At 59.1% G+C, this 23706-nt stretch carries 20 protein-coding genes; 19 read left to right on the top strand and 1 reads right to left on the bottom strand.

What is annotated here, in order from left to right:
- The first annotated feature begins 2 nt into the window (after window positions 1-2).
- From ispC to ispD, 17 genes are all read left to right on the top strand, one after another.
- On the top strand, window positions 3-1181 hold the full coding sequence (gene ispC, locus BMX80_RS04775) for a 1-deoxy-D-xylulose-5-phosphate reductoisomerase (RefSeq protein WP_074865761.1): 1179 nt from the start codon (window positions 3-5) through the stop codon (window positions 1179-1181).
- On the top strand, window positions 1178-2530 hold the full coding sequence (rseP, locus tag BMX80_RS04770; RefSeq protein ID WP_074865758.1) for a sigma E protease regulator RseP: 1353 nt from the start codon (window positions 1178-1180) through the stop codon (window positions 2528-2530). The genes ispC and rseP overlap by 4 nt, the downstream gene beginning before the upstream one ends.
- Window positions 2531-2592: 62 nt before the next feature.
- Window positions 2593-4956 carry an outer membrane protein assembly factor BamA gene (gene bamA / locus BMX80_RS04765; protein WP_074865755.1) on the top strand — a complete coding sequence of 788 codons (2364 nt, stop codon included), beginning with the start codon at window positions 2593-2595 and terminating at the stop codon, window positions 4954-4956.
- 40 nt (window positions 4957-4996) lie between these two features.
- Entirely contained in the window at window positions 4997-5503 is a 507-nt protein-coding gene (locus BMX80_RS04760; protein ID WP_071873487.1) for an OmpH/Skp family outer membrane protein, read from the top strand.
- Window positions 5504-5513: 10 nt separating this feature from the next.
- Window positions 5514-6554 carry a UDP-3-O-(3-hydroxymyristoyl)glucosamine N-acyltransferase gene (gene lpxD, locus BMX80_RS04755; RefSeq protein WP_074865752.1) on the top strand — a complete coding sequence of 347 codons (1041 nt, stop codon included), beginning with the start codon at window positions 5514-5516 and terminating at the stop codon, window positions 6552-6554.
- A 79-nt stretch (window positions 6555-6633) separates the two neighbouring features.
- Window positions 6634-7074, top strand: coding sequence for a 3-hydroxyacyl-ACP dehydratase FabZ (gene fabZ, locus BMX80_RS04750; protein ID WP_071873485.1), 441 nt, complete (start codon window positions 6634-6636; stop codon window positions 7072-7074).
- Complete coding sequence (gene lpxA / locus BMX80_RS04745; RefSeq protein WP_074865749.1) at window positions 7071-7847, top strand: acyl-ACP--UDP-N-acetylglucosamine O-acyltransferase; 777 nt, start codon at window positions 7071-7073, stop codon at window positions 7845-7847. The genes fabZ and lpxA overlap by 4 nt, the downstream gene beginning before the upstream one ends.
- Before the next feature lie 6 nt (window positions 7848-7853).
- Entirely contained in the window at window positions 7854-9002 is a 1149-nt protein-coding gene (gene lpxB, locus BMX80_RS04740) for a lipid-A-disaccharide synthase (protein WP_074865748.1), read from the top strand.
- A gap of 11 nt (window positions 9003-9013) precedes the next feature.
- Window positions 9014-9604 carry a ribonuclease HII gene (gene rnhB, locus BMX80_RS04735; protein WP_139214024.1) on the top strand — a complete coding sequence of 197 codons (591 nt, stop codon included), beginning with the start codon at window positions 9014-9016 and terminating at the stop codon, window positions 9602-9604.
- 102 nt (window positions 9605-9706) lie between these two features.
- Window positions 9707-13228 (top strand): DNA polymerase III subunit alpha, encoded by a 3522-nt coding sequence (gene dnaE, locus BMX80_RS04730; protein WP_074865742.1) that lies wholly within the window; start codon window positions 9707-9709, stop codon window positions 13226-13228.
- A 103-nt stretch (window positions 13229-13331) separates the two neighbouring features.
- Window positions 13332-14282: an acetyl-CoA carboxylase carboxyl transferase subunit alpha gene (gene accA, locus BMX80_RS04725; protein WP_074865739.1), complete on the top strand. Its 951-nt coding sequence runs from the start codon at window positions 13332-13334 to the stop codon at window positions 14280-14282.
- Window positions 14282-15577, top strand: coding sequence for a tRNA lysidine(34) synthetase TilS (tilS, locus tag BMX80_RS04720; protein ID WP_074865737.1), 1296 nt, complete (start codon window positions 14282-14284; stop codon window positions 15575-15577). The genes accA and tilS overlap by 1 nt, the downstream gene beginning before the upstream one ends.
- A gap of 166 nt (window positions 15578-15743) precedes the next feature.
- Entirely contained in the window at window positions 15744-17369 is a 1626-nt protein-coding gene (locus BMX80_RS04715; protein WP_074865734.1) for a CTP synthase, read from the top strand.
- Window positions 17370-17372: 3 nt separating this feature from the next.
- Complete coding sequence (gene kdsA / locus BMX80_RS04710) at window positions 17373-18218, top strand: 3-deoxy-8-phosphooctulonate synthase (protein ID WP_071873477.1); 846 nt, start codon at window positions 17373-17375, stop codon at window positions 18216-18218.
- Between the two features lie 70 nt (window positions 18219-18288).
- Window positions 18289-19578 carry a phosphopyruvate hydratase gene (eno, locus tag BMX80_RS04705; protein WP_071873476.1) on the top strand — a complete coding sequence of 430 codons (1290 nt, stop codon included), beginning with the start codon at window positions 18289-18291 and terminating at the stop codon, window positions 19576-19578.
- Window positions 19579-19624: 46 nt separating this feature from the next.
- The gene (gene ftsB, locus BMX80_RS04700) at window positions 19625-19918 is read left to right on the top strand and encodes a cell division protein FtsB (RefSeq protein ID WP_071873475.1); all 294 of its coding nucleotides are present in this window, start codon (window positions 19625-19627) and stop codon (window positions 19916-19918) included.
- A complete protein-coding gene (ispD, locus tag BMX80_RS04695; protein ID WP_074865731.1) occupies window positions 19911-20615 on the top strand; it encodes a 2-C-methyl-D-erythritol 4-phosphate cytidylyltransferase in 705 nt (234 codons plus the stop codon). The genes ftsB and ispD overlap by 8 nt, the downstream gene beginning before the upstream one ends.
- A 4-nt stretch (window positions 20616-20619) precedes the next feature.
- On the opposite strand, the gene BMX80_RS04690 is transcribed toward ispD, so the two are convergent.
- Complete coding sequence (locus BMX80_RS04690) at window positions 20620-21516, bottom strand: LysR family transcriptional regulator (RefSeq protein ID WP_071873473.1); 897 nt, start codon at window positions 21514-21516, stop codon at window positions 20620-20622.
- 132 nt (window positions 21517-21648) lie between these two features.
- On the opposite strand from BMX80_RS04690, the gene BMX80_RS04685 reads away from it, so the two are divergent.
- Together BMX80_RS04685 and fghA are read left to right on the top strand one after the other, a co-directional pair.
- The gene (locus tag BMX80_RS04685; protein ID WP_074865728.1) at window positions 21649-22761 is read left to right on the top strand and encodes an S-(hydroxymethyl)glutathione dehydrogenase/class III alcohol dehydrogenase; all 1113 of its coding nucleotides are present in this window, start codon (window positions 21649-21651) and stop codon (window positions 22759-22761) included.
- Window positions 22762-22803: 42 nt separating this feature from the next.
- Window positions 22804-23649, top strand: a complete 846-nt coding sequence (gene fghA / locus BMX80_RS04680) for an S-formylglutathione hydrolase (RefSeq protein WP_074865726.1) — start codon at window positions 22804-22806, stop codon at window positions 23647-23649.
- The last annotated feature ends 57 nt before the right edge of the window (window positions 23650-23706 follow it).

Below are 23706 nucleotides of genomic sequence, written 5' to 3'. Positions count from 1 at the left end.
TCATGCAACGCGTTACGGTGCTGGGGGCTACCGGCTCCATCGGCTTAAGCACGCTGGATGTATTGGCGCGCCACCCTGAGCGCTATGCGGTGTTCGCCTTAACCGCGCATAGCCGTTTGGCTGAGCTGGAACAGCTGTGCATTAAACACCGTCCGCAATTTGCCGTGGTCGCCAGTGAAGAGGCCGCGCGGCACCTGCGTGGCGGTCTGCAAGCCGCGGGTCTTGCTACCCAGGTTTTGGTGGGTGAGGCGGGTTTGTGCGCGGTTGCCGAGCACGACGATGTCGATACGGTGATGGCGGCGATTGTCGGTGCGGCGGGTTTATTACCCACGCTGGCGGCGGTGCGGGCGGGCAAGAAAGTTCTGCTGGCCAACAAAGAAGCCCTGGTTATGTCTGGCGCGCTATTCATGCAGGCCGTGCAGGCGCATGGCGCGCAGTTATTGCCGATCGACAGTGAGCACAACGCGATCTTCCAGTGCCTGCCGGGCAACTTTGCCGAAGGTTTAAGTCAAACCGGCGTGCGACGCATTTTACTGACCGCCTCCGGTGGGCCGTTCCGTAATTTCACTGCTGAGCAGCTGCAGGCGGTAACCCCGGCGCAGGCGTGTGCGCATCCGAACTGGTCGATGGGGCGGAAGATTTCCGTCGATTCGGCGAGTCTGATGAATAAAGGCCTCGAATTGATCGAGGCGTGTTGGCTGTTCAATGCGCGCCCGGAGCAAGTCGAAGTGGTGGTGCATCCGCAAAGCGTGATTCATTCGCTGGTCGATTATGTCGATGGCTCGGTGCTGGCGCAGATGGGCAATCCGGATATGCGCACACCCATTGCACATGCCTTGGCCTGGCCGCAGCGCATCGACTCTGGCGTGGCGCCGCTGGATTTGCTGCAAGTGGCGCGACTGGATTTCACCGAACCCGATATGCAACGCTTTCCATGCCTGCGTTTAGCGCGCGAGGCTGCCGAGGCTGGTGGTACAGCGCCGGCGTTGGTCAATGCGGCGAACGAGGTGGCCGTGGAAGCGTTCTTAAGCGAGCGGTTGAGCTTCCCCGGTATCGCCGCTCTGATTGAGACGGTCTTGCAGTGTGTGGCAGTGCAGCCGGCAAACAGTTTGGAGTGCGTGCTTGAGGCTGATCGCCGAGCACGCGAAGCAGCGCAACAGGCGCTGAAGGCGAGGGCATGAGTTCTCTGTATATGCTGTTCGGCACCCTGATTGCCTTGGGCGTCTTGGTGACCTTTCACGAGTTTGGCCACTTTTGGGTGGCGCGCCGCTGTGGTGTGAAAGTGCTGCGCTTCTCGGTGGGCTTCGGCACGCCGCTGCTGCGCTGGTACGACCGCCACGGCACCGAATTTGTCATCGCTGCCTTGCCCTTAGGCGGCTACGTGAAAATGCTCGACTCGCGTGAAGGCGAAGTGGCTGAGCATGAGCAAGCGCAGAGTTTTAATCACAAGCCGGTTGGTCAGCGCATGGCGATTGTCGCTGCTGGACCAATCGCGAACTTTTTGCTCGCCATCGCGTTTTTCTGGCTGATTGGCTTAGTTGGCACCCAGCAAGTGCGCCCGCTGATCGGTACGGTGCTGCCCGATAGCATGGCCGAGCAAGCAGGCCTGCAAGCAGGTGATGAGATTGTCGCCGTCGATGGCGTGGCAACGCCGGGCTGGGATGCGGTCAACCTACAGCTGGTGGCGCGCTTAGGTGAAAGCGGCACCTTGCTCATCACGGTGCTGCCGAGCGGCAGCAGTGTCGCGCAGCAGCGTCAGCTGTCTTTGTTGGATTGGCAGAAAGGTGAGGATCAGCCAGCGCCGCTGCGCTCGCTCGGTTTAGTGCCGTGGATGCCCGAGCTGCTTCCGGTGCTCGGCGAGCTAGACAGTCAAGCGGCAGCTGCTGCGGCGGGTCTGCAAAGCGGTGATCGGGTGTTGGCCTTTGACGGTCAGCCTGTCACCAGCTGGGAGATGCTGGTTGAGCTGATTCGTCAGCGGCCTGAGCAAAGCGTGGAACTGTTGATTGAGCGCGCTGGCGCCACGCAGTCAGTGAGCTTGCGCTTAGGCTCGCGGGAAGTGGACGGTCGGCAGCAGGGTTATTTGGGCGCCGGCGTGACGATTCCGCCGATGCCGGACGACAAGTTGCGCACCGTGCGGCTTAATCCGCTGGAGGCAGTGCCGCAGGCTGTAGCGCAAACCTGGCGTATGACGGTGCTGACCCTCGACTCGCTGCGCAAGATGTTGGTCGGTGAGCTCTCGGCAAAAAACTTGAGTGGCCCCATAACCATTGCTAAAGTGGCGGGCGCTTCAGCGGAGTCGGGCCTTACCGACTTTCTGAGATTTCTAGCTTATCTGAGCATCAGCCTCGGGGTCTTAAACCTGCTGCCTGTGCCTGTATTGGACGGCGGTCATCTGGTTTTTCACTTTATCGAGTGGGTCCGCGGCAAACCGTTATCTGAGCGACTGCAGATCATCGGTTTTCAGATAGGCATGGGGCTAGTGCTGGGGGTAATGCTGCTGGCTCTGTATAACGATCTGACCCGCTGGTAGTGCGGTCGGAAGATTTTTGTCGCGAAAGCGGCCTTGAAGACTGTCGGAAGAACAAGGATTTCATGAAACGTTACCTGCTCTGTGCGCTCCTTGGGGCGTTGCTCTCCACTGAGGTTTACGCCGATGCGTTCCGCATCGCTGATATCCGCGTTAATGGTCTGCAGCGTGTTTCTGCCGGTAGCCTGTTTTCTGCGCTGCCACTGAATGTGGGCGACCAAGCCGATGACCATACCCTGGTTGAAGCCACGCGCGCCTTGTTCAAAACCGGTTTCTTCCAAGACATTCGTTTAGGCCGTGACGGTAACGTACTGGTTATCGAAGTGGTCGAGCGTCCGTCCATTTCGACGATTGAAATCGACGGCAACAAAGCCATTTCCACTGAAGACTTGCTTAAAGGCCTCAAACAATCAGGCTTGGCCGAAGGCGAAATCTTCCAGCGCGCCACTTTAGAAGGCGTGCGTAATGAGCTGCAGCGTCAGTACATTGCGCAAGGCCGTTATGCTGCTGAAGTAGAAGCCGATGTGGTGCCGCAGCCGCGTAACCGCGTATCGCTGAAAATCACCATCAGCGAAGGCCCGGTAGCGACCATTCAGCATATCAACGTGGTGGGTAATACGGTTTTCCCGACCCAAGACTTGGTTGATCTGTTCGAGCTGAAAACCACCGGCTGGTTCTCTTTCTTTAAGAACGACGACAAGTACGCCCGCGAGAAGCTCTCCGGCGACTTGGAGCGTCTGCGCTCTTATTACCTCGACCGTGGTTACATCAATATGGATGTGGCCTCGACGCAGGTTTCCATTACCCCGGATAAAAAACACGTTTACATCACGGTGAACGTCAACGAAGGCGAGAAGTACACCGTGCGTGAGGTCAAGCTCACCGGTGACCTGAAAGTGCCGCAAGAAGAAGTCGAAGCCCTGCTGTTGGTCAAAGAAGGCCAAGTCTTCTCGCGTAAAGTGATGACCACCACCGGTGAGCTGATCACCCGCCGCCTGGGTAACGAAGGCTATACCTTTGCTAACGTCAACGGCGTGCCGCAAGCGCACGATGAAGACAAAACCGTTAGCGTGACCTTTGTGGTAGAGCCGGGTAACCGTGCTTACGTGAACCGGATTAACTTTCGTGGCAACACCAAGACCGAAGACGAAGTGCTGCGCCGCGAAATGCGCCAGATGGAAGGCGGCTGGGCGTCGACCTACTTGATTGATCAGTCTAAAGCACGCTTGGAGCGCTTGGGTTTCTTCAAAGAAGTCAATGTTGAAACCCCCGCAGTGCCGGGTCGTGATGACCAGGTTGACGTGAACTACACCGTTGAAGAACAACCTTCTGGCTCGATCACCGCCAGCGTAGGCTTCGCACAGAACGCCGGTCTGATCTTGGGCGGCTCGATTGTGCAGAACAACTTCTTGGGTACCGGTAACCGTGTCAGCGTGAACCTGACTCGTTCCGAGTACCAAGAGGTGTATAGCTTCGGTTTCGTTGACCCGTACTGGACTGTCGACGGCGTGAGCTTTGGTTATAACGCCTTCTACCGCACTACCGACTATGACGAGCTGGACGTAGATATCTCCAGCTATGCCGTGGACAGCTTCGGTGGCGGTATCAGCTTTGGCTACCCAATCAGCGAAATTTCGCGTCTGACCTACGGCTTGTCGGTGCAGCAAGATGACATCAATACCGGTATTTATACCGTCGATGAAATCTACGACTTCCTGCGCCAAGAAGGCGACAGCTACTTGAACCTCAAGGGCTCGATCGGCTGGTCTGAGTCGACCTTGAACCGTGGCGTGCTGGCCACCCGTGGTTACTCGCAGAGCCTAGTGTTTGAGACCACATTGCCGGGCAGCGACTTGTCGTTCTACAAAGTGGATTACCGTGGCCAGCGCTTTGCGCCGCTGACTGAAAACTTAACCATGCGTTACCACGCTGAGTTGGGTTACGGCGACTCTTATGGCTCCACGTCTGACCTGCCTTTCTATGAACACTACTACGCGGGTGGCTTTAACTCGGTGCGTGGCTTTAAAGACAACACCTTGGGCCCACGCAGTACGCCAAGTACTGGCAGCAACCCCGGCACTGTTTACGATCCGGACCAAGACCCGCTGCCCTTCGGTGGTAACGTGCTGATGACCGGTGGTGTGGAAGTGCTGTTCCCGGTGCCTTTCATCAAAGATCAGCGTTCGCTGCGTACCGCGCTGTTCTGGGATGTGGGTAACGTGTTTGACACCAATTGTAGTAAGAGTCAGGACGCCCGTAAGGATGCGGCCTGTGACCTGGACTTCGGTAACTTGGCTAGCTCGGTGGGTGTGGGCGTGACTTGGATTACCGCGTTAGGCCCGCTGAGCTTCTCGCTGGCGGCGCCGATTAAGAAGCCTGACGATGCGGAAACACAGATTTTCCAGTTCTCGCTGGGTCAGACCTTCTAAGTTTTCATAACAAAGCAACAACCTCTTTGGGGAGTGGATCGTGCGTAAGTTGACTCAATTGGCCATGCTGGCCACCGCGCTGATGGCTGCACCGGCCTTCGCCGAAATGAAAATCGCGGTGCTCAACTATCAAATGGCGTTGCTTGAGTCGGATGCGGCCAAGAAGTATGCCGTTGAAGCGGAAAAGAAATTCGGCCCAGAGCTGAGCAAGCTGAAGGGTTTGGAAGGTCAGGCCAAAGGCATTCAGGAAAAGTTGATCAAGGGCGAAGGCAAACTGTCTGCGGCTGATCAGCAGAAGCTGGAGCATGAGTTCAAGCAGAAAGCCCGCGACTTCCAGTTCCAGTCCAAAGAGCTGAACGAAGCCAAGGCGATTTCTGATCGTGAAATGCTTTCCAAGCTGAAGCCGAAACTGGACCAAGCCGTTGAAGAAGTGCTGAAGAAAGGCGGCTACGACATCGTGTTGGAGCGCGGTGCGGTGGTTGACGTGAAGCCGCAGCATGACATTACCCGTAATGTCATCGAGCGCATGAATCAGCTGACGCGTTAATCCTGTGTTCATGCTTGCGCAGTTGGCAGCGCAGCTCGGTGCCGAGCTGCGCGGTCAGGCAGACCTGACCATCACAGGGCTGGCCACCTTGCAGGAGGCCGGCCCGTCTCATTTGAGCTTTCTTGCCAATGCTCAGTACCGTAAGTTTTTAGCCGCCAGCGAGGCGGGGGCTGTATTGCTCACCCCAGCCGATGCTGAAGGCTTTAGCGGCAACGCCTTGGTGCTGGCTAACCCGTATTTGGCCTACGCTCAGCTCTCTCATCAATTTGACCTTAAGCCTAGGGGCGTGCCGGGCGTGCATCCCACGGCGGTGATTGCTGCCTCGGCTAAGGTGGATCCGTCGGCTTGTGTTGGCCCGTATGTGGTGGTTGAAGAGCAGGCCAGTGTAGGGCCGCGCGTTACCCTGGGTGCGCATTGTGTGGTTGGTGCGCGCAGCCACATTGGCGCTGACGGCTGGTTAGCGCCACGTGTGGTGCTGTATCACGATGTGCGCATTGGTGAGCGGGTGGTGATTCAGTCTGGCGCTGTGGTCGGTGGCGAAGGCTTTGGCTTTGCCAACGAAAAAGGCCGCTGGGTGAAAATCGCCCAGATTGGCGGTGTCAGCATTGGCAACGATGTTGAGATCGGCGCTAACACCACGATTGACCGCGGCGCATTGAACGACACGTTGATTGCCGATGGCGTGAAGCTGGATAACCAAATCCAGATCGCTCACAACGTGCAGATTGGCGAACACACGGCCATGGCCGCTTGTGTGGGCATTTCTGGTAGCACCAAAATTGGCAAGCACTGCACCGTGGCTGGCGGCGTGGGCATGGTGGGGCATATCGAGGTGTGTGATAACACCTTCGTTACCGGCATGACCATGGTGACCCGCTCGATTACCGAGCCGGGGGCGTATTCCTCAGGCACGGCCATGCAAAGCGCGGGTGACTGGAAAAAGAGTGCAGCCCGCTTCCGTCAACTAGATGACATGGCCAAACGTCTGCAACAGCTGGAAAAGCAGTTGGCTGCCGTGACTGCAGCGCAGTCCGACTCATCGAAAGCATAAGTGGCGCCACAGGCGCAGGCTTTGGAATGCCTGCGCCTGTGAGCTGCCTTTTCGTTCCGTTTTATAGGCTGCTTTTCCCATGATGGACATCAACCAAATCCGTAAGCTCTTACCGCACCGCTACCCTTTTTTGTTGGTAGACCGCGTTGTCTCGATGGATCTCGAGAGCAAAGAGATTTGCGCCTACAAAAATGTCAGCGTTAACGAACCTTTCTTTAACGGGCATTTTCCCGAGCATCCGATTATGCCGGGTGTGTTGATCATTGAAGCCATGGCCCAAGCGGCCGGCATCCTTGGTTTTACCATGATGGGCGTCACACCTGAGGATGGCACGCTTTACTATTTTGTCGGCTCCGATAACCTGCGCTTCCGTCAACCGGTGGTGCCGGGTGACAAGCTGGAGTTAAAAGCGCGTTATCTGAGCAATAAGCGCGGCATTTGGAAGTTTGCCTGCGCCGCAGTAGTCGATGGTAAGGAAGTCTGTTCAGCGGAAATCATCTGTGCGGAACGCAAGGTATGAGTTTGATTGACCCTCGTGCGATTATCGATCCACAAGCCAAGTTGGCTGACGACGTAGAAGTCGGCCCTTGGAGCATTATTGGCCCGAATGTAGAAATCGGCGCCGGTACTGTGATCGGGCCGCATGTGGTCATCAAAGGGCCAACCGTGATTGGCCAACATAACCGCATTTTCCAGTTTTCCTCCGTCGGTGAAGACACCCCAGACCTTAAGTACAAAGGCGAAGATACGCGCTTGGTGATTGGCGATCACAACACCATCCGCGAGGGTGTGACTATTCATCGCGGCACCGTACAAGATCGCAGTGAAACCACCATCGGTAACCACAACCTGCTCATGGCTTACGTTCACGTGGGTCACGACAGCGTGATCGGCAATCACTGCATTCTGGTTAACAACACCGCGCTGGCGGGGCATGTGTGGGTGGATGACTGGGCAATTTTGTCCGGCTTCACCTTAGTGCATCAGTTCTGCAAGATTGGCGCGCACAGTTTTTCCGGCATGGGCACCGCCATCGGTAAAGATGTGCCGGCCTATGTCACTGTGATGGGCGCGCCTGCTGAAGCGCGCAGCATGAACTTTGAGGGTTTACGCCGGCGTGGCTTCTCGGTTGAGGCCTGTGCTGCCCTGCGTAAGGCCTACAAAGTTGTCTATCGCCAAGGCTTGACCGTCGATCAGGCGCTCGAAGCCTTGCAGGCGGTTGAGGCTGAGTTTCCTGAAGTCCGGGTGTTTACCGACTCTATTCGCGCCTCGACGCGCGGCATTACTCGCTAACAATTTATGTCCAGACAACCTTTGCGAATTGCCATCGTCGTTGGCGAGGCATCCGGCGATATCTTGGGCGCTGCGTTAATGCAGGCGCTGCAAGCTCGCCACCCCCACGTTGAATTTATCGGCATTGGCGGCCCGCGCATGCTGGCCCTTGGCATGCAGTCGTATTTCTCCCAAGAGCGCCTAGCGGTGATGGGCTTGGTGGAAGTGCTGGGCCGTTTGCCTGAGTTGCTCAAGCGCCGCAAACAGCTGATTGCTGACTTGATTGCTGCCAAGCCGGATGTGCTGATTGGTATCGATGCGCCTGACTTTAACTTAGGCCTTGAGCTGGCCGTGCGTAAGGCCGGCATCAAGACGGTGCACTACGTCAGCCCTTCGGTATGGGCGTGGCGGCAGAAGCGAGTGCTGAAGATTCGCGAAGCTTGCGATTTGATGCTCACCCTGTTTCCGTTCGAGGCCAAGTTTTACCAAGAGCACCAGGTGCCGGTGACTTTTGTTGGGCATTCATTGGCCGATCAAGTGCCGCTGGAGGTCGATCAGGCTGCCGTGCGTGCCGAGTTAGGTCTCAGCAACGACGCGCCCGTACTGGCTTTGATGCCCGGTAGCCGTGGTGGCGAAGTGTCGCGCTTAGGCGATTTGTTCTTCGCTACCGCGCAGCGCGTGCGCGAGCTGATGCCCGGCGTGCAGTTGCTGTTGCCGTGTGCCACGCCAGAGCGGCGCGCACAGCTCGAAGCGCAGCTGCAAGGCCGTGAGCTGCCCGTGCTGCTGCTCGATGGCGATACCGCCAAGGCGTTGACTGCTTGTGATGCGGTCTTGATCGCTTCAGGCACCGCTACCTTAGAAGCCTTGCTCTATCGTCGCCCGATGGTGGTGGCTTACCGTATGGCCGGCTTCACCTACTGGCTGCTGCGCCGCTTGGTGAAAAGCCCGTATATCTCGTTGCCTAATTTGCTGGCGGGCGAAGGCTTAGTGCCGGAAATTCTCCAGGAAAAAGCCAGTGTTGAACGGCTGGCCGCCGAAGTGCTGCCGTTGCTCAAGCCCTGCGCCGAGCGTGAGCAAATGCTCAAGCGCTTTGCCGAGATTCACCTGCAGTTGCGTCAAGGTGCCGCCGAGCGCGCTGCCGATGCTGTGCTTGAACTGATTGGGCGTAGTGCGTGACTGAGTTAGCGCTGCCGCCCGAGTTCGCCAACGAGCGCTTGTTGGCTGGCGTCGATGAAGTTGGTCGTGGGCCTTTGTGTGGCGCTGCGGTTACGGCAGCGGTGATCCTCGATCCGGATAACCCGATCGAAGGCCTTAAAGACTCGAAAAAGCTCAGCGAAAAGCGCCGCGATGCGCTATTTGATGAGATCCGCGAGAAGGCGTTGGCGTGGTCGATTGCCCGTGCTGAAGTCAGTGAAATCGATCAGCTGAACATTCTGCATGCCACTATGCTCGCCATGCAGCGCGCCGTGGCGGGGCTGTCGCTAACCCCGGCGCGCGTGGCGATTGATGGCAACCGTTGCCCTAAGCTGCCGATGCCAGCGCTGGCGGTAGTTAAAGGTGATAGCCGTGTGCCGGCGATTGCCGCCGCATCGATTCTCGCCAAGGTCAGTCGTGACCGCGAGATGCTCGAATTAGATGCACAGTACCCCGGCTACGGCTTGGCCGGGCATAAGGGCTATCCCACCGCCGCGCATCTTGAAGCGCTTGAGCGCTTGGGCGTTACGCCTATCTACCGCCGCTCGTTTGGCCCGGTCAGGCGCCTGCTCGAAAACGCGTAACACCCAGCGCGCCGATTTAATCCGCAACCTGCGTATCTGCCGGTGACCATGGCACCGGCCTGCCGCTACAATCCCTGCACTGATTTTTGCCAAGGCCTCTGCATGTCTGTCTCGTTTGTTCACCTTCGTTTGCACACTGAATATTCGCTGGTCGATGGCTTAGTGCGGGTCAAGCCGCTGATTAAAGCGGTGGCCGGTGCTGGCATGCCAGCGGTGGCGGTGACCGATCAGAGCAACATGTGTGCGCTGGTGAAGTTCTATAAAACCGCGATGGGCGCAGGCATTAAGCCGCTGTGCGGCGCCGATATTTGGTTGGCCAGCCGTGACGAAGACGGCCCGCTGACGCGCATGACCTTGCTGGCGATGAACCCCGAGGGTTATCGCAACCTCACCGAATTGGTCTCGCGCGGCTGGAGTGACGGGCAGAGCAACGACTTGGTGATCATCCAGCGTGACTGGGTGAAAGAAGCCGCCAATGGCTTGATTGCCCTGTCGGGCTCGAAAGAAGGCGAGGTGGGCCGCGCTTTGTTGGCCGGTGACATGCTGCTGGCGGAAACCCTGCTGCGCGAATGGCAGGCGGTGTTCGGTGATCGCTTTTATATCGAAGTGCAGCGCACCAGCCGTGTTGGCGATGAAGAGCATCTGCACGGCGCCGTTGAGTTGGCGGCGCGCTGTCCGGTGGCGTTGGTGGCGACCAACGATGTGCGCTTCTTAAAGCAAGATGATTTCGAGGCTCACGAGACGCGCGTGTGCATCGGCGAGAGCCGCGTGCTGGATGACCCGCGCCGCCCGCGCGATTTCTCAGACCAGCAATACCTGAAAACCCCCGAGGAAATGGCCGAGCTGTTCAGCGACCTGCCCGAAGCCTTGGCCAACACGGTGGAAATCGCCAAGCGCTGCAATATCGATGTGCAGCTGGGCACCTATTTTCTGCCGGACTTCCCCACGCCCAATGGCATGAATATCGATGACTACCTGCGCCATGCCTCGTTCGAGGGGCTGGAAGAGCGCCTCAAAGTCATCCTGCCGGCCGATACCCCTGATTACGCGGCGAAGAAACAGGTCTACATCGACCGGCTGAATTTCGAGCTGGATATCATCATCCAGATGGGCTTCCCCGGTTACTTCCTCATCGTGATGGACTTTATCCAGTGGGCGAAAAATAACGACGTGCCGGTCGGGCCGGGGCGTGGTTCGGGTGCCGGTTCGTTGGTTGCCTATGTACTGAAGATTACCGACCTCGATCCACTGGCCTATGACCTGCTGTTCGAACGTTTCTTGAACCCCGAACGTATTTCCATGCCCGACTTCGACGTCGACTTCTGCATGGATGGCCGCGACCGGGTGATCGACTACGTGGCCGACAAATATGGCCGCAATGCGGTGAGCCAGATCATCACCTTCGGCTCGATGGCAGCCAAGGCGGTGGTGCGCGATGTGGCCCGCGTGCAGGGCAAGTCGTACGGCTTGGCTGATCGTCTGTCGAAGATGATTCCCTTCGAAGTCGGCATGACGCTGGAAAAAGCCTTCGAGATGGAAGAGCCGCTGCGCGACTTTCTCAAGGTTGATGAAGAGGCCCAAGAAATTTGGGACATGGCCTTAAAGCTCGAAGGCATCACTCGTGGCACCGGCAAGCACGCCGGCGGTGTGGTGATCGCGCCGACTAAGCTCACCGACTTTGCGCCGATTGCCTGCGATGTGGACGGCAGCGGCTTAGTGACGCAGTTCGATAAAGACGACGTGGAAGCCGCCGGTTTGGTGAAGTTCGACTTCCTCGGCCTGCGTACTCTGACCATCATCAAATGGGCGATGGAGACTATCCATCGCGAGCAGCAGCGCCGTGGCGAAACAGAACTGGTCAACATCGACCTGATCCCGCTGGACGACAAAAAAACCTACGACATGCTGCAGCGCGCGGAAACCACCGCAGTGTTCCAGCTTGAATCGCGAGGCATGAAAGAGCTGATTAAAAAGCTCAAGCCCGACTGCCTCGAAGACATGATCGCACTAGTGGCCTTGTTCCGCCCCGGTCCGCTGCAATCGGGCATGGTGGACGACTTCATCAACCGTAAGCACGGCCGCGAAAGCATTTCTTACCCGCACCCGGATTACCAATACGCGGGTCTTGAGCCAGTGCTGAAGCCCACCTACGGCATCATCTTGTACCAAGAGCAGGTGATGCAAATTGCGCAGGTGATGGCGGGCTACACCTTAGGCGGCGCCGACATGCTGCGCCGCGCTATGGGTAAGAAAAAGCCCGAAGAAATGGCCAAGCAGCGCGGCGGTTTTATTGAAGGCTGCGAGAAGAACAACATCAGCGCCGATTTGGCGGGCAACATCTTTGATCTGGTAGAAAAGTTCGCCGGCTACGGCTTTAACAAGTCGCACTCGGCCGCGTACGGTTTGGTCTCGTATCAAACCGCGTGGCTGAAAGCCCACTACCCGGCGCCGTTTATGGCGGCGGTACTGTCGGCGGATATGCACAACACCGACAAGGTGGTCACCCTGATCGAAGAATGCCGCAGCATGAAGCTGCGCATCGACGCGCCGGATGTGAACACCTCGGAGTTCAAATTCACCGTTAACGAAGACGGTCGCATCGTCTACGGCTTAGGCGCCATCAAAGGCGTCGGCGAAGGCCCGGTAGAAGCGATTGTCGAAGCCCGCGCCGCTGGGGCTTTCAAAGACCTGTTCGACTTCTGCGCTCGGGTGGATTTAAAGCGCATCAACAAGCGCACGCTGGAAGCACTGATTCGCGGCGGTGCGTTAGATCGCCTCGGGCCGTTCTATTTTGATGAGCTGAAAGCTTATCTCGACAATATCGACCGCAACCGCGCGGTGCTGCTGGCCTCCATGGCGGAGGCCATTCAAGCCGCCGAGCAAAGTGCCGCCAGCGAAGCCAGTGGGCATATGGATTTGTTCGGCGGTGTGTTCGCCGAGCCCGAAGCGGATGTTTACGCCAATCATCGCCAAGCCCGCGAGATGAGCCTTAAAGAACGCTTGGGCGGCGAGAAAGACACCTTGGGCCTGTACCTGACCGGCCACCCGATCGACGAGTATGAGCACGAAGTGCGCCGCTTTGCTCGTCAGCGCATCGTCGATTTAAAACCGGCGCGCGGCTCGCAAACCATTGCCGGTCTGATCGTCGCCCAGCGGGTGATGAAGAATAAGCGCGGCGACAAGATGGGCTTTATCACCCTCGATGACCGCTCGGGTCGTATCGAGGCCTCGCTTTTTTCTGAGGCCTTTAGTGAAGCCAGCGCCTTGCTGAAAACCGACACCTTAGTGGTGGTGGAAGGCGAGGTGAGCATGGATGACTTCTCCGGCGGTCTGCGTTTACGCGCCAAGCGGGTGATGGGGCTTGAAGAGGCCCGCACCGGCCTTGCCGAAAGCCTGCGCATTCAGTTGCGTAAAGATCAGCTGCGCGAGGCGAGTCTGCGCCAGTTGGGCGAGCTGTTAAGCGCTCACAAAGGCCAGTGTCCGGTGAGTATCGATTATCAAGGCGCGGGTGCCAAAGCCCTGCTGCGCTTGGGTGAAACCTTCAAAGTGCAGCCCGGCGACAGCTTGATTCAAACCCTGCGTGACCAGTTCGGGCGCGATAGCGTCTTTTTGAACTACCGTTAGTCGGCCTCACGTAGCTCGACGGCGTTCGCCCTTTTGCATAAGGTAGAACGCCAAGGACTGGCAGCTCGCTGCCGCTACCCGGCCCCGCAAAAGATGGATGCTTATGAATCCCAACTATCTGGACTTTGAACAGCCCATCGCCGAATTGCAGGCGAAGATCGATGAGCTGCGTCATGTTGGCAGTGCCAATGCCATGGACATCAGCGACGAGATCGCCCGGCTGGAAGAAAAAAGCCGCAGCGAAACGCAGAAAATCTTCGCCAACTTGACCAGTTGGCAGGTGGCACGCTTGGCGCGTCACCCGCGCCGGCCGTACACCGAAGATTACCTCAAAGCCATTTTTACCGACTTTGAAGAGCTGCACGGCGATCGTCACTTCGCCGATGACTGCGCCATCGTGGGTGGCACGGCGCGCTTGGGTGGCCGTCCGGTGATGGTGATTGGTCATCAAAAAGGCCGCGAAGTGCGTGAGAAGGTGCGCCGCAACTTCGGTATGCCACGCCCCGAGGGCTATCGCAAAGCCTGTCGTCTGATGGAAATGGCTGAGCGTTTTAAACTGCCGATTCTGACCTTTATTGATACCCCCGGCGCTTACCCGGGTATCGACGCCGAAGAGCGCGGCCAGAGCGAAGCGATTGCTTGGAACCTACGCGTAATGTCGCGTTTGAACACGCCGATTATCGCCACGGTAATTGGTGAAGGCGGCTCCGGCGGCGCTTTGGCGATTGGCGTATGTGATCGTCTGAACATGCTGCAGTACTCCACCTACTCGGTGATTTCGCCGGAAGGCTGCGCTTCGATTTTGTGGAAAACCGCTGAGAAAGCTCCGGAAGCTGCCGAGGCGATGGGCATGACCGCGCCGCGCTTGAAAGAACTGGGCTTGGTGGATGAGATCATCGAGGAACCCTTGGGCGGCGCGCATCGCAACCCCGCTGAAGTGGCTGGCAATATCAAACTGCAGCTGGAAAAGCAGCTCGACGAGCTGGGTAAACTCAAAGGCGACGAATTGCTCAAGGCGCGTTATCAGCGCCTGATGAGTTACGGTCTGGCCTGATGTTCGCTTGGGCCGGCGAGGCGCTACTCGCCCGTCTGGCCCCTTGGCGCCACGCACCAGCGTGGCGCGTTGCGTTTTCTGGTGGGCTTGACTCCACCGTCCTCTTGCATGCACTGGCGGGGCTGCGCGAGCGGCATGACCTGCCGCCGCTTACGGCGCTGCATATTCACCACGGTTTACAGACGGTCGCCGATGCTTGGGTTGCCCATGCCGAGCAGCAATGCGCGGCGCTTGGGGTGCCACTGACGGTGCAGCGTGTGCAGGTGGCTAGTGGCGCCAGTGTAGAGGCGCAAGCGCGCGAGGCGCGTTATCAGGTGTTCACTGCGCAGCTGGCCGCCGGCGAATTATTACTCTTGGCGCAGCATGCCGATGATCAAGCTGAAACCTTACTGTTTCGCTTGTTGCGCGGTGCTGGGGTGCGTGGCTTGGCGGCTATGCCCGCGCAGCGCCCGGTAGGGCAGGGCACTTTGTTTAGACCGCTACTCGCTGTGCCGCGTGCCGAATTAGAGCGTTACGCCCGGCATCATCAGTTGAGCTGGATTGACGACCCCAGCAATCAAGACACCCAGCTCGACCGAAATTTCTTGCGCCTTAACGTGTTGCCCCTGCTGCGCGAACGTTGGCCGCAGTTGCACAGTAATGTGCTGCGCACAGCAGAATACGCGGCCGAAAGCGATCAACTGCTGGCCGAGTTGGCCGAGCTGGATCTGCAACTGGCGCAGCTGGAACTGCCAGCGCATTTGGCGGCGCTTAATCTGCCTGCGCTAGCGCTGGATGCGCTCAAGGCATTAAGCCCGCAACGGCAGCGTAATGTGTTGCGCCATTGGCTGCGTGAGCGGTCGGCGATGCCGGATAGTCGCCACTGGCAAGGTTGGCAAGATCTGCTCATGGCAGGCGACGACGCGGAGCCAGTATGGCGCTGGCAAACCGGCAGTGTGCGGCGTTCGCGCATGGCAATCTGGTGGTTGCCGCAGCGCCTAGAAAACCCGCCAGAGGCGCAAGCCTTAGCGGCGCATGCTGACTGGCAAACGCTGCCCGGCAACGGCCAGTGCCGTGTGCAGGGTAGCTTGCCGGCGCAGCCTTTGAGCGTGCGTTATCGGCAGGGCGGCGAAGTGCTGCGTCTCGCCGGGCGCGGCTCGCGCGACCTTAAGCGTTATTTGCAAGAACAGCAGATTCCAGCCTTTTTGCGCGGCCGTTGGCCGCTGCTGTATGCCGGCGAGCAATTGCTTTGCGTGGCTAACTTAGCGCCGGCCACAGATGAAGGCGTGAGCCTGCTTTGGCAACCTGATTTTTAGTCGTTCTGGCCGGCGTTTTGTGCGCGCTGAACTGTCACTGGGGTTTGAGCAAAAACAGGCTTTGCATTAGACTATGCTCCCGTCCTAGAAGGCAGACGCGCACCGCGCGCCTTCACTCTTTCCCCGGCGGCTGCAGTTCCGCCCAGCACGACATTCAGGGTTTTTCATGACGCGCTACATCTTCGTAACGGGTGGTGTTGTATCTTCATTGGGGAAAGGCATTGCCTCTGCCTCGTTGGCGGCGATTCTTGAGGCGCGGGGCCTTAAGGTCACCATGCTCAAGCTCGATCCGTACATCAACGTCGATCCGGGCACCATGAGCCCGTTTCAGCACGGTGAAGTGTTCGTCACCCACGACGGTGCCGAGACTGACCTCGACCTCGGTCACTACGAGCGCTTTATTCGCACCACGCTGAGCCAGAACAACAACTTCACCACCGGTCGGGTGTACTCCGACGTGCTGCGCAAAGAGCGCCGTGGTGATTACTTGGGCGCGACCATTCAGGTCATCCCGCACATTACCGACGAAATTAAACGCCGCATCATCAAAGGTGCTGGCGATGCCGACGTGGCGCTGGTCGAAATCGGCGGCACAGTGGGTGACATCGAGTCGCAGCCGTTCCTTGAAGCGATCCGCCAGTTGCGTGTCGAAGTGGGCGCGCGTCGCGCTATGTTGATGCACCTGACGCTGGTGCCGTACATCGCCACCGCCGGCGAAACCAAGACCAAGCCGACTCAGCACTCCGTCAAAGAATTGCGTTCGATTGGCTTGCAGCCAGACGTGCTGATCTGCCGTAGCGACCACGCCGTTGACGTATCGTCGCGCCGCAAGATTGCCCTGTTCACCAACGTCGAAGAGCGAGCGGTGATCAGTCTGGAAGACGTCGACACCATCTACAAGATTCCTTCCGTGCTGCACGCCCAAGGCCTCGATGATTTGGTGGTTGAGCGCTTTGGTCTGGAATGCGGCGGCGCCGATCTCACCGAGTGGGACCGCGTGGTCGATGCCAAGCTCAACCCCGAGCGCGAAGTCACCATCGCCATGGTCGGTAAGTACATGGAGCTGCTGGATGCTTACAAATCGCTGATCGAAGCGATGAGTCACGCCGGCATCCAGACCCGCACTAAGGTCAACATGCGCTACATCGACTCCGAGCAGATCGAAGAGCAAGGCTTGGGCCTGTTGGATGGCGTCGACGCCATTCTGGTGCCCGGCGGCTTTGGCCTGCGCGGCGTAGAAGGCAAGATCAAAGCGGTGCAGCATGCCCGCGAAAACAAGATTCCTTACCTCGGCATCTGCTTGGGTATGCAAGTGGCGGTGATCGAATACGCCCGCCATGTGGCTGGCTGGAACGATGCCAACTCCACCGAGTTTGAGCGCAACAGCGCACACCCGGTGATTGGCCTGATCACCGAATGGCAAGACGCCGCTGGTAGCACCGAGAAGCGTACCGATGCTTCTGACTTGGGCGGCACAATGCGCTTGGGCGCGCAGGATTGCCAGCTGCAAGTCGGCTCCAACGTGCATGCTTGCTACGGCAAAGACATCATCACCGAGCGTCATCGCCACCGCTATGAAGTGAACAACGTACTGCTGCCCGAGCTGGAAGCCGCTGGCCTGCAAGTTACCGGTCGTTCTGCCGATGGCGCGTTGGTCGAAGTGGTTGAGGCGCCGGATCATCCGTGGTTCGTGGCCTGTCAGTTCCACCCGGAATTCACCTCCACCCCGCGTGACGGCCACCCGCTGTTCACCGGTTTCGTGAAAGCCGCGATTGCCCACAAAGGCGCCTAACCGATGACCCAGAAGACCGTTACCGTCGGGCAAATCGACATCGCCAACGACAAGCCGTTTGTGCTGTTTGGCGGCATGAACGTGCTGGAATCGCGCGACTTGGCACTGACCATCTGCGAAGAGTACGTCAAGGTCACCGAGAAGCTCGGCATCCCTTACGTGTTCAAGGCCAGTTTCGACAAAGCCAACCGCTCGTCGGTTAACTCGTTCCGTGGCCCGGGCTTGGACGAAGGCCTGAAAATCTTCGAAGAAGTGAAGAAGACCTTCAACGTGCCGGTGATTACCGACGTGCACGAGCCTTATCAGGCGGCCCCGGTGGCTGAGGTCTGCGACATCATTCAACTGCCGGCGTTTTTGTCGCGGCAGACCGATCTGGTGGTGGCGATGGCCAAAACCGGCGCGGTGATCAATATCAAGAAGGCCCAGTTCCTTGCCCCGCAGGAGATGCAACACATCCTGACTAAGTGCAACGAAGCGGGTAATGATCGGCTGATTCTCTGTGAGCGTGGCTCCAGCTTCGGCTACAACAACCTGGTGGTCGATATGCTCGGCTTCGGCATCATGAAGCAGATGGGCTACCCGGTGTTCTTCGACGTAACTCATGCCCTGCAGATGCCCGGTGGCCGTGCCGACTCTGCTGGGGGGCGCCGCGCCCAAGTGACTGATCTGGCCAAAGCCGGGATGAGTCAGGGCTTGGCTGGTTTGTTCCTGGAAGCGCACCCCGAACCGGAACAAGCCAAATGCGATGGCCCCTGTGCCTTGCGCCTGGCCAAGCTGGAGCCGTTCTTGGCGCAGCTCAAGGCATTGGATGAGCTGGTAAAGAGTTTTCAACCCATCGATACCCACTGAGTCTTCCACGGCCCAGAGGCGCGCCTCTGCAGTCGAAGCTCACTGATTACTTTTTGGAGTGCAACGCAACATGGCAAAGATCATCGACATCAAGGGCCGCGAGGTTCTGGATAGCCGCGGCAACCCCACCGTCGAAGCCGACGTGATTCTGGAAGGCGGCATCATCGGCAGCGCCTGTGCGCCGTCCGGTGCCTCTACCGGCTCGCGCGAAGCGCTGGAGCTGCGTGATGGCGACAAGAGCCGTTACTTGGGTAAGGGCGTGCTGAAGGCCGTGGCCAACGTGAATGGCCCGATCCGCGACCTGCTGCTGGGTAAAGATGCCCGCGACCAGCAAGCGCTGGACCGCGCGATGATCGAGCTGGATGGCACCGAGAACAAAGCCACTTTGGGCGCCAACGCCATTCTGGCCGTGTCGCTGGCCGCTGCCAAAGCTGCTGCGCAAGCCAAAGGGATGCCGCTGTACGCGCACATCGCCGAGCTGAACGGCACGCCGGGCGTGTACTCCATGCCGGTGCCGATGATGAACATCATCAACGGCGGCGAGCACGCGGATAACAACGTCGATATCCAAGAGTTCATGGTCCAGCCGGTGGGCGCGAAAAACTTCGCCGACGCACTGCGCATGGGTGCCGAGATCTTCCATCACCTGAAAGCCGTACTGAAGGCCCGTGGCCTGAACACTGCTGTGGGTGACGAAGGTGGCTTCGCGCCGAACTTGGCTTCTAACGAAGACGCGCTGGCTGCTATCGCCGAAGCCGTGGCCAACGCTGGCTACACGCTGGGCGACGACGTGACCTTAGCGCTGGACTGCGCCTCCAGCGAGTTCTTCAAGAACGGTCAGTACGACTTGGCTGGCGAAGGCACTGTATTCAGCGCCGAAGGTTTTGCCGACTATCTGGCTGGCCTGACTCAGCGCTACCCGATCATCTCCATCGAAGACGGTATGGACGAGTCTGACTGGGCTGGCTGGAAGGTGTTGACCGACAAGATCGGCGAGAAGGTCCAGCTGGTCGGTGACGACCTGTTCGTGACCAACACCAAGATTCTGAAGCGCGGCATCGACGAGAAAATCGGCAACTCGATTCTGATCAAGTTCAACCAGATCGGCTCGCTGACCGAAACGCTGGAAGCTATCCAGATGGCCAAGGCCGCTGGCTTCACCGCAGTGATCTCGCACCGTTCGGGCGAAACCGAAGACAGCACCATCGCTGACTTGGCCGTTGGAACTGCTGCTGGCCAGATCAAGACCGGCTCGCTGTGCCGCTCCGACCGCGTCTCTAAGTACAACCAGCTGCTGCGTATCGAAGAGCAGCTGGCCGGCAAGGCCCCGTACAAGGGCCGCGCCGAGTTCCGCGGTTAAGCTGTGATTAAGGGCGCTCCTCGGGGCGCCCTTATCGGCTGAAGCGATGCAAACAAAACGCGTACCTCTCTGGCTGGTTGGTTTGCTGGTGCTCACCTTGGGCGCCCTGCAATACCGTTTGTGGCTGGGTGAGGGCAGTTTGGCGCAGGTGAATCTGCTCAAGCAGCAGATTGCCGAGCAGCAGGGCGAAAACGAGCGCCTGTTGGAGCGCAATCGCGTGCTCGAAGCCGAAGTGCGCGAATTAAAAAGCGGTCTGGAGACCGTTGAAGAACGTGCCCGCGAAGAGCTGGGCATGGTCAAGGAAGGCGAAACCCTCTATCAGTTGACCGGCGATGAGTGAGTTGCCCGCATTCTGCGTGGTGATTCCCGCAGCAGGCGTAGGTGCCCGCATGCGAGCCGATCGACCCAAGCAATACCTCACCCTGCATGGCAAAACGGTGCTGGAACACACTTTGGCGTGTTTCACCGAGCATCCGCAGCTGGCCCACTTAGTGGTCAGTCTGGCCGAGGATGATCCCTACTGGCCGACGCTGCCGGTGGCCGCCGACCCGCGTATTCTGCGTGCGCCCGGTGGCGTGGAACGCGCCGACTCGGTGCTCAATGGTCTGGAGCGCCTGCGCGCGCTGGATGTGCCGGATGAGCAATGGGTGCTGGTGCATGACGCCGCCCGCCCGCTGTTGCATGCCGATGACTTGCAGCTGTTACTCAGCACGCTGGCCGATGACAGCGTCGGCGGCCTGTTGGCGGTGCCCGCGCGCGACACCCTAAAGCAAGCCGAAGCCGGCCGCGTGGCGCGCACGCTGGAGCGCAGTCGCATCTGGCAGGCGTTCACTCCGCAGATGTTTCGCCTCGGCAGCTTGTACAGCGCACTGAGTCGTGCGCTGGCGGCGGGTGTGCAGGTGACTGACGAAGCCTCGGCCATCGAGTGGGTCGGACAAGCACCGCGTTTGGTGGAAGGGCGCAGCGATAATCTAAAAATCACCCGCCCCGAAGACCTCGCGCTGGCGGCGTTCTATCTGGCCGATAAAGACGCCTAAAGCCTTAGCGGCTGGGTTGATACTCCGCGCGCTCTGCCAGCCCTGCCTTGAGAAAATCCACCAACTGGCGGACTTTCGGCGACAAGTGCCGCTGCTGCGGATACAGCGCCCACACGGCGGTGTTTGGCGGCTGCAAGGGGTTGAGCAGGGCGACCAAGGCGCCGCTACGCAGGTGTTCGCTCACGTAGTAGTCCGGCAGTTGGCACAAGCCTAGGCCGCGCAACGCGGCATCGAGCACCGCCTGGCCGCTGTTGCAGCGCCAATTGCCTTGCACGCGCAGGCTCGCGTCGCGCCCCTCCAGTTGAAAATTCCACAGATCAGAGCTGCCGACCAGGCAATTGTGCTGGCTGAGCTCCGACAGGCTGTGCGGTTGGCCATAGCGCTGGAGATACGCTGGCGCTGCGCAGAGGTATAACTGCCGCGGCGCCAGACGCGTGGCGACTAACTGGGAGTCTTGCAGGCGACCCAAGCGCACGGCGAGGTCTAGGCCCTCGTGGACGATATCTAAGGTGCGGTTGCTCAGTACGATGTCGACCTTTAATTGCCGGTGGCGGGTCATAAACTCGGTCACCAGCGGTACGATAAAACGCTCGCCGTAGGCCACTGCGCAGGTCATGCGCAGCAGGCCTTTGGGCTCGGCGCTTAAGTCGCTGACCGCACGCAGGGCTTCCTCCCGCGCGTCTTGCAGGCGTTGGCAGTGCTGCAAAAAGGTTTGCCCGGCCTCGGTGAGCGCCACGCGCCGGGTGCTGCGATAGAACAGGCGGCTCTGCAGGCGATCTTCCAAGCGAGCGACTTGGCGGCTGACCTGTGATGTCGATAGCCCCAAGCGTTCGGCGGCAGCGCTGAACTGCCCGCATTCGGCGACCGCGACAAACTCATCCAATCCTTCCCAGCGATTCATGGTGGCTTCTTCTCTGTGGCGTGCGGCTATTATCCCTTAATAGCAATAATGTTTTGCAAATTGGCGGATTATTTCTGTTTTCTTCTGCACTAGACTGCCGGGCATTGTCCACGAGGTTTTTGGAGCATTGCCATGATCAAGTCCCGCGCCGCCGTTGCGTTTGCCCCCAACCAGCCGCTGCAAATCGTTGAGGTGGATGTGGCGCCGCCCAAGGCCGGTGAAGTGCTGGTGCGGATTGTTGCCAGTGGCGTTTGCCATACCGATGCTTACACCTTGTCTGGCGAAGACAGCGAAGGCGTGTTCCCGTGCATTTTGGGCCATGAAGGCGGCGGCATCGTTGAAGCCGTGGGTGAGGGCGTGACCTCGCTGGCGGTCGGCGATCATGTGATTCCGCTGTACACCGCCGAATGCCGCACCTGTAAGTTCTGTACCTCGGGCAAAACCAACTTGTGCCAAGCCGTGCGCGCCACCCAAGGCAAAGGCCTGATGCCCGATGGCACCACGCGCTTTAGTTACCAAGGCGAGCCGATTTATCACTACATGGGCTGCTCGACCTTCTCGGAATACACCGTGCTGCCGGAAATCTCGCTGGCGAAAATCCCTCAAGAAGCGCCGCTGGAAAAGGTCTGCCTGCTGGGCTGTGGCGTCACCACCGGGATTGGCGCGGTGCTCAACACCGCCAAGGTGACGGAGGGCGCCAGCGTGGCGATTTTTGGCCTCGGCGGCATCGGTTTAGCCGCAGTGATCGGCGCCAAGATGGCTAAGGCCGGGCGCATCATCGCGGTGGATATCAACCCGGCCAAGTTCGCCATCGCTCAAGAGTTAGGCGCCACGGAGTTCGTTAATCCGCGCGATTACGCTAAGCCGATTCAAGAGGTGATCGTCGAGATGACCGACGGCGGGGTGGATTACAGCTTTGAGTGTGTCGGCAATGTGCAACTGATGCGCGCCGCGCTGGAGTGTTGTCACAAGGGCTGGGGCGAGTCGACCATCATTGGTGTGGCCGGCGCCGGGCAAGAGATCAGCACCCGGCCGTTCCAGTTAGTCACCGGTCGCGTGTGGCGCGGCAGCGCCTTCGGTGGCGTGAAAGGGCGCACCGAGCTGCCTAACTATGTTGCAAAGGCCCAGCGTGGCGAAATTCCGCTGGATACCTTTATCACCTACACCATGGGCCTGGATGACATTAACCAAGCCTTTGATTTGATGCATGAAGGCAAGAGCATCCGCACTGTCATTCACTTCTAAACGGTGCGTCGCGCTCGCTGCGCGGCACGGCTGAGGTTGGCTATGAGTCTTGAAATCGTTTCCAGCAACAAGAGCTTTGCCGGCTGGCATAAGCGCTACCGACATCGCTCCACCACCTTGCAGTGCGAGATGACGTTCGGCATTTATCTGCCACCGCAGGCGGAACAGGGGGCTCAACTGCCGGTGCTGTATTGGCTGAGCGGGCTGACCTGCACCGATGAAAACTTCATGCACAAGGCCGGCGCGCAGCGTTTGGCCGCTGAGCTGGGTTTGATCATCGTGGCGCCGGACACCAGCCCACGCGGCGCGGATGTGCCCGGCGACCCGGATGGCGCGTGGGACTTTGGCCACGGCGCTGGCTTTTACCTCAACGCCACACAAGCGCCGTGGGCGCAGCATTACCGCATGCACGATTACGTGGTGGATGAGCTGCCCGCGCTGATTGAGGCGCACTTTCCCGCCTCGGCCAAACGCGGCATCAGCGGGCACTCGATGGGTGGGCATGGTGCTTTGGTCTGCGCGTTGCGCAATCCGGGGCGTTATCAGTCGCTGTCGGCTTTTGCGCCGATCAGTAACCCGAGCCAGTGCCCGTGGGGCGAAAAGGCCTTCTCGCGCTATCTCGGTGCCGACCGCGCCACTTGGCAAGCGTGGGATGCCTGCGCCTTGCTGGCCGACGCGCCAGAAAAATTGCCGATACTGGTCGATCAGGGCGATCGCGATGATTTCCTTCTGCAGCAGCTTAAACCTAGCGCGCTGCAAGCGGCGGCCGAGGCGGCGGGGCATCCGTTAACCTTGCGCATGCAGCCGGGCTACGACCACAGCTATTACTTTATCGCCAGCTTCATCGACGACCACTTGCGCCATCACGCTGCTGCCTTATGCCGATGAGGCCAGTCTTGGCCTGCTGAGTCCTGTAGAATCACGTCCTGACTTTTTTGGGCGTGA

It is taken from the genome of Atopomonas hussainii (assembly GCF_900109735.1).
Taxonomy (GTDB): domain Bacteria; phylum Pseudomonadota; class Gammaproteobacteria; order Pseudomonadales; family Pseudomonadaceae; genus Atopomonas; species Atopomonas hussainii.
The sequence above is the reverse complement of the archived record's forward strand: the minus strand, read 5'-3'. Positions and strand labels throughout refer to the sequence as shown.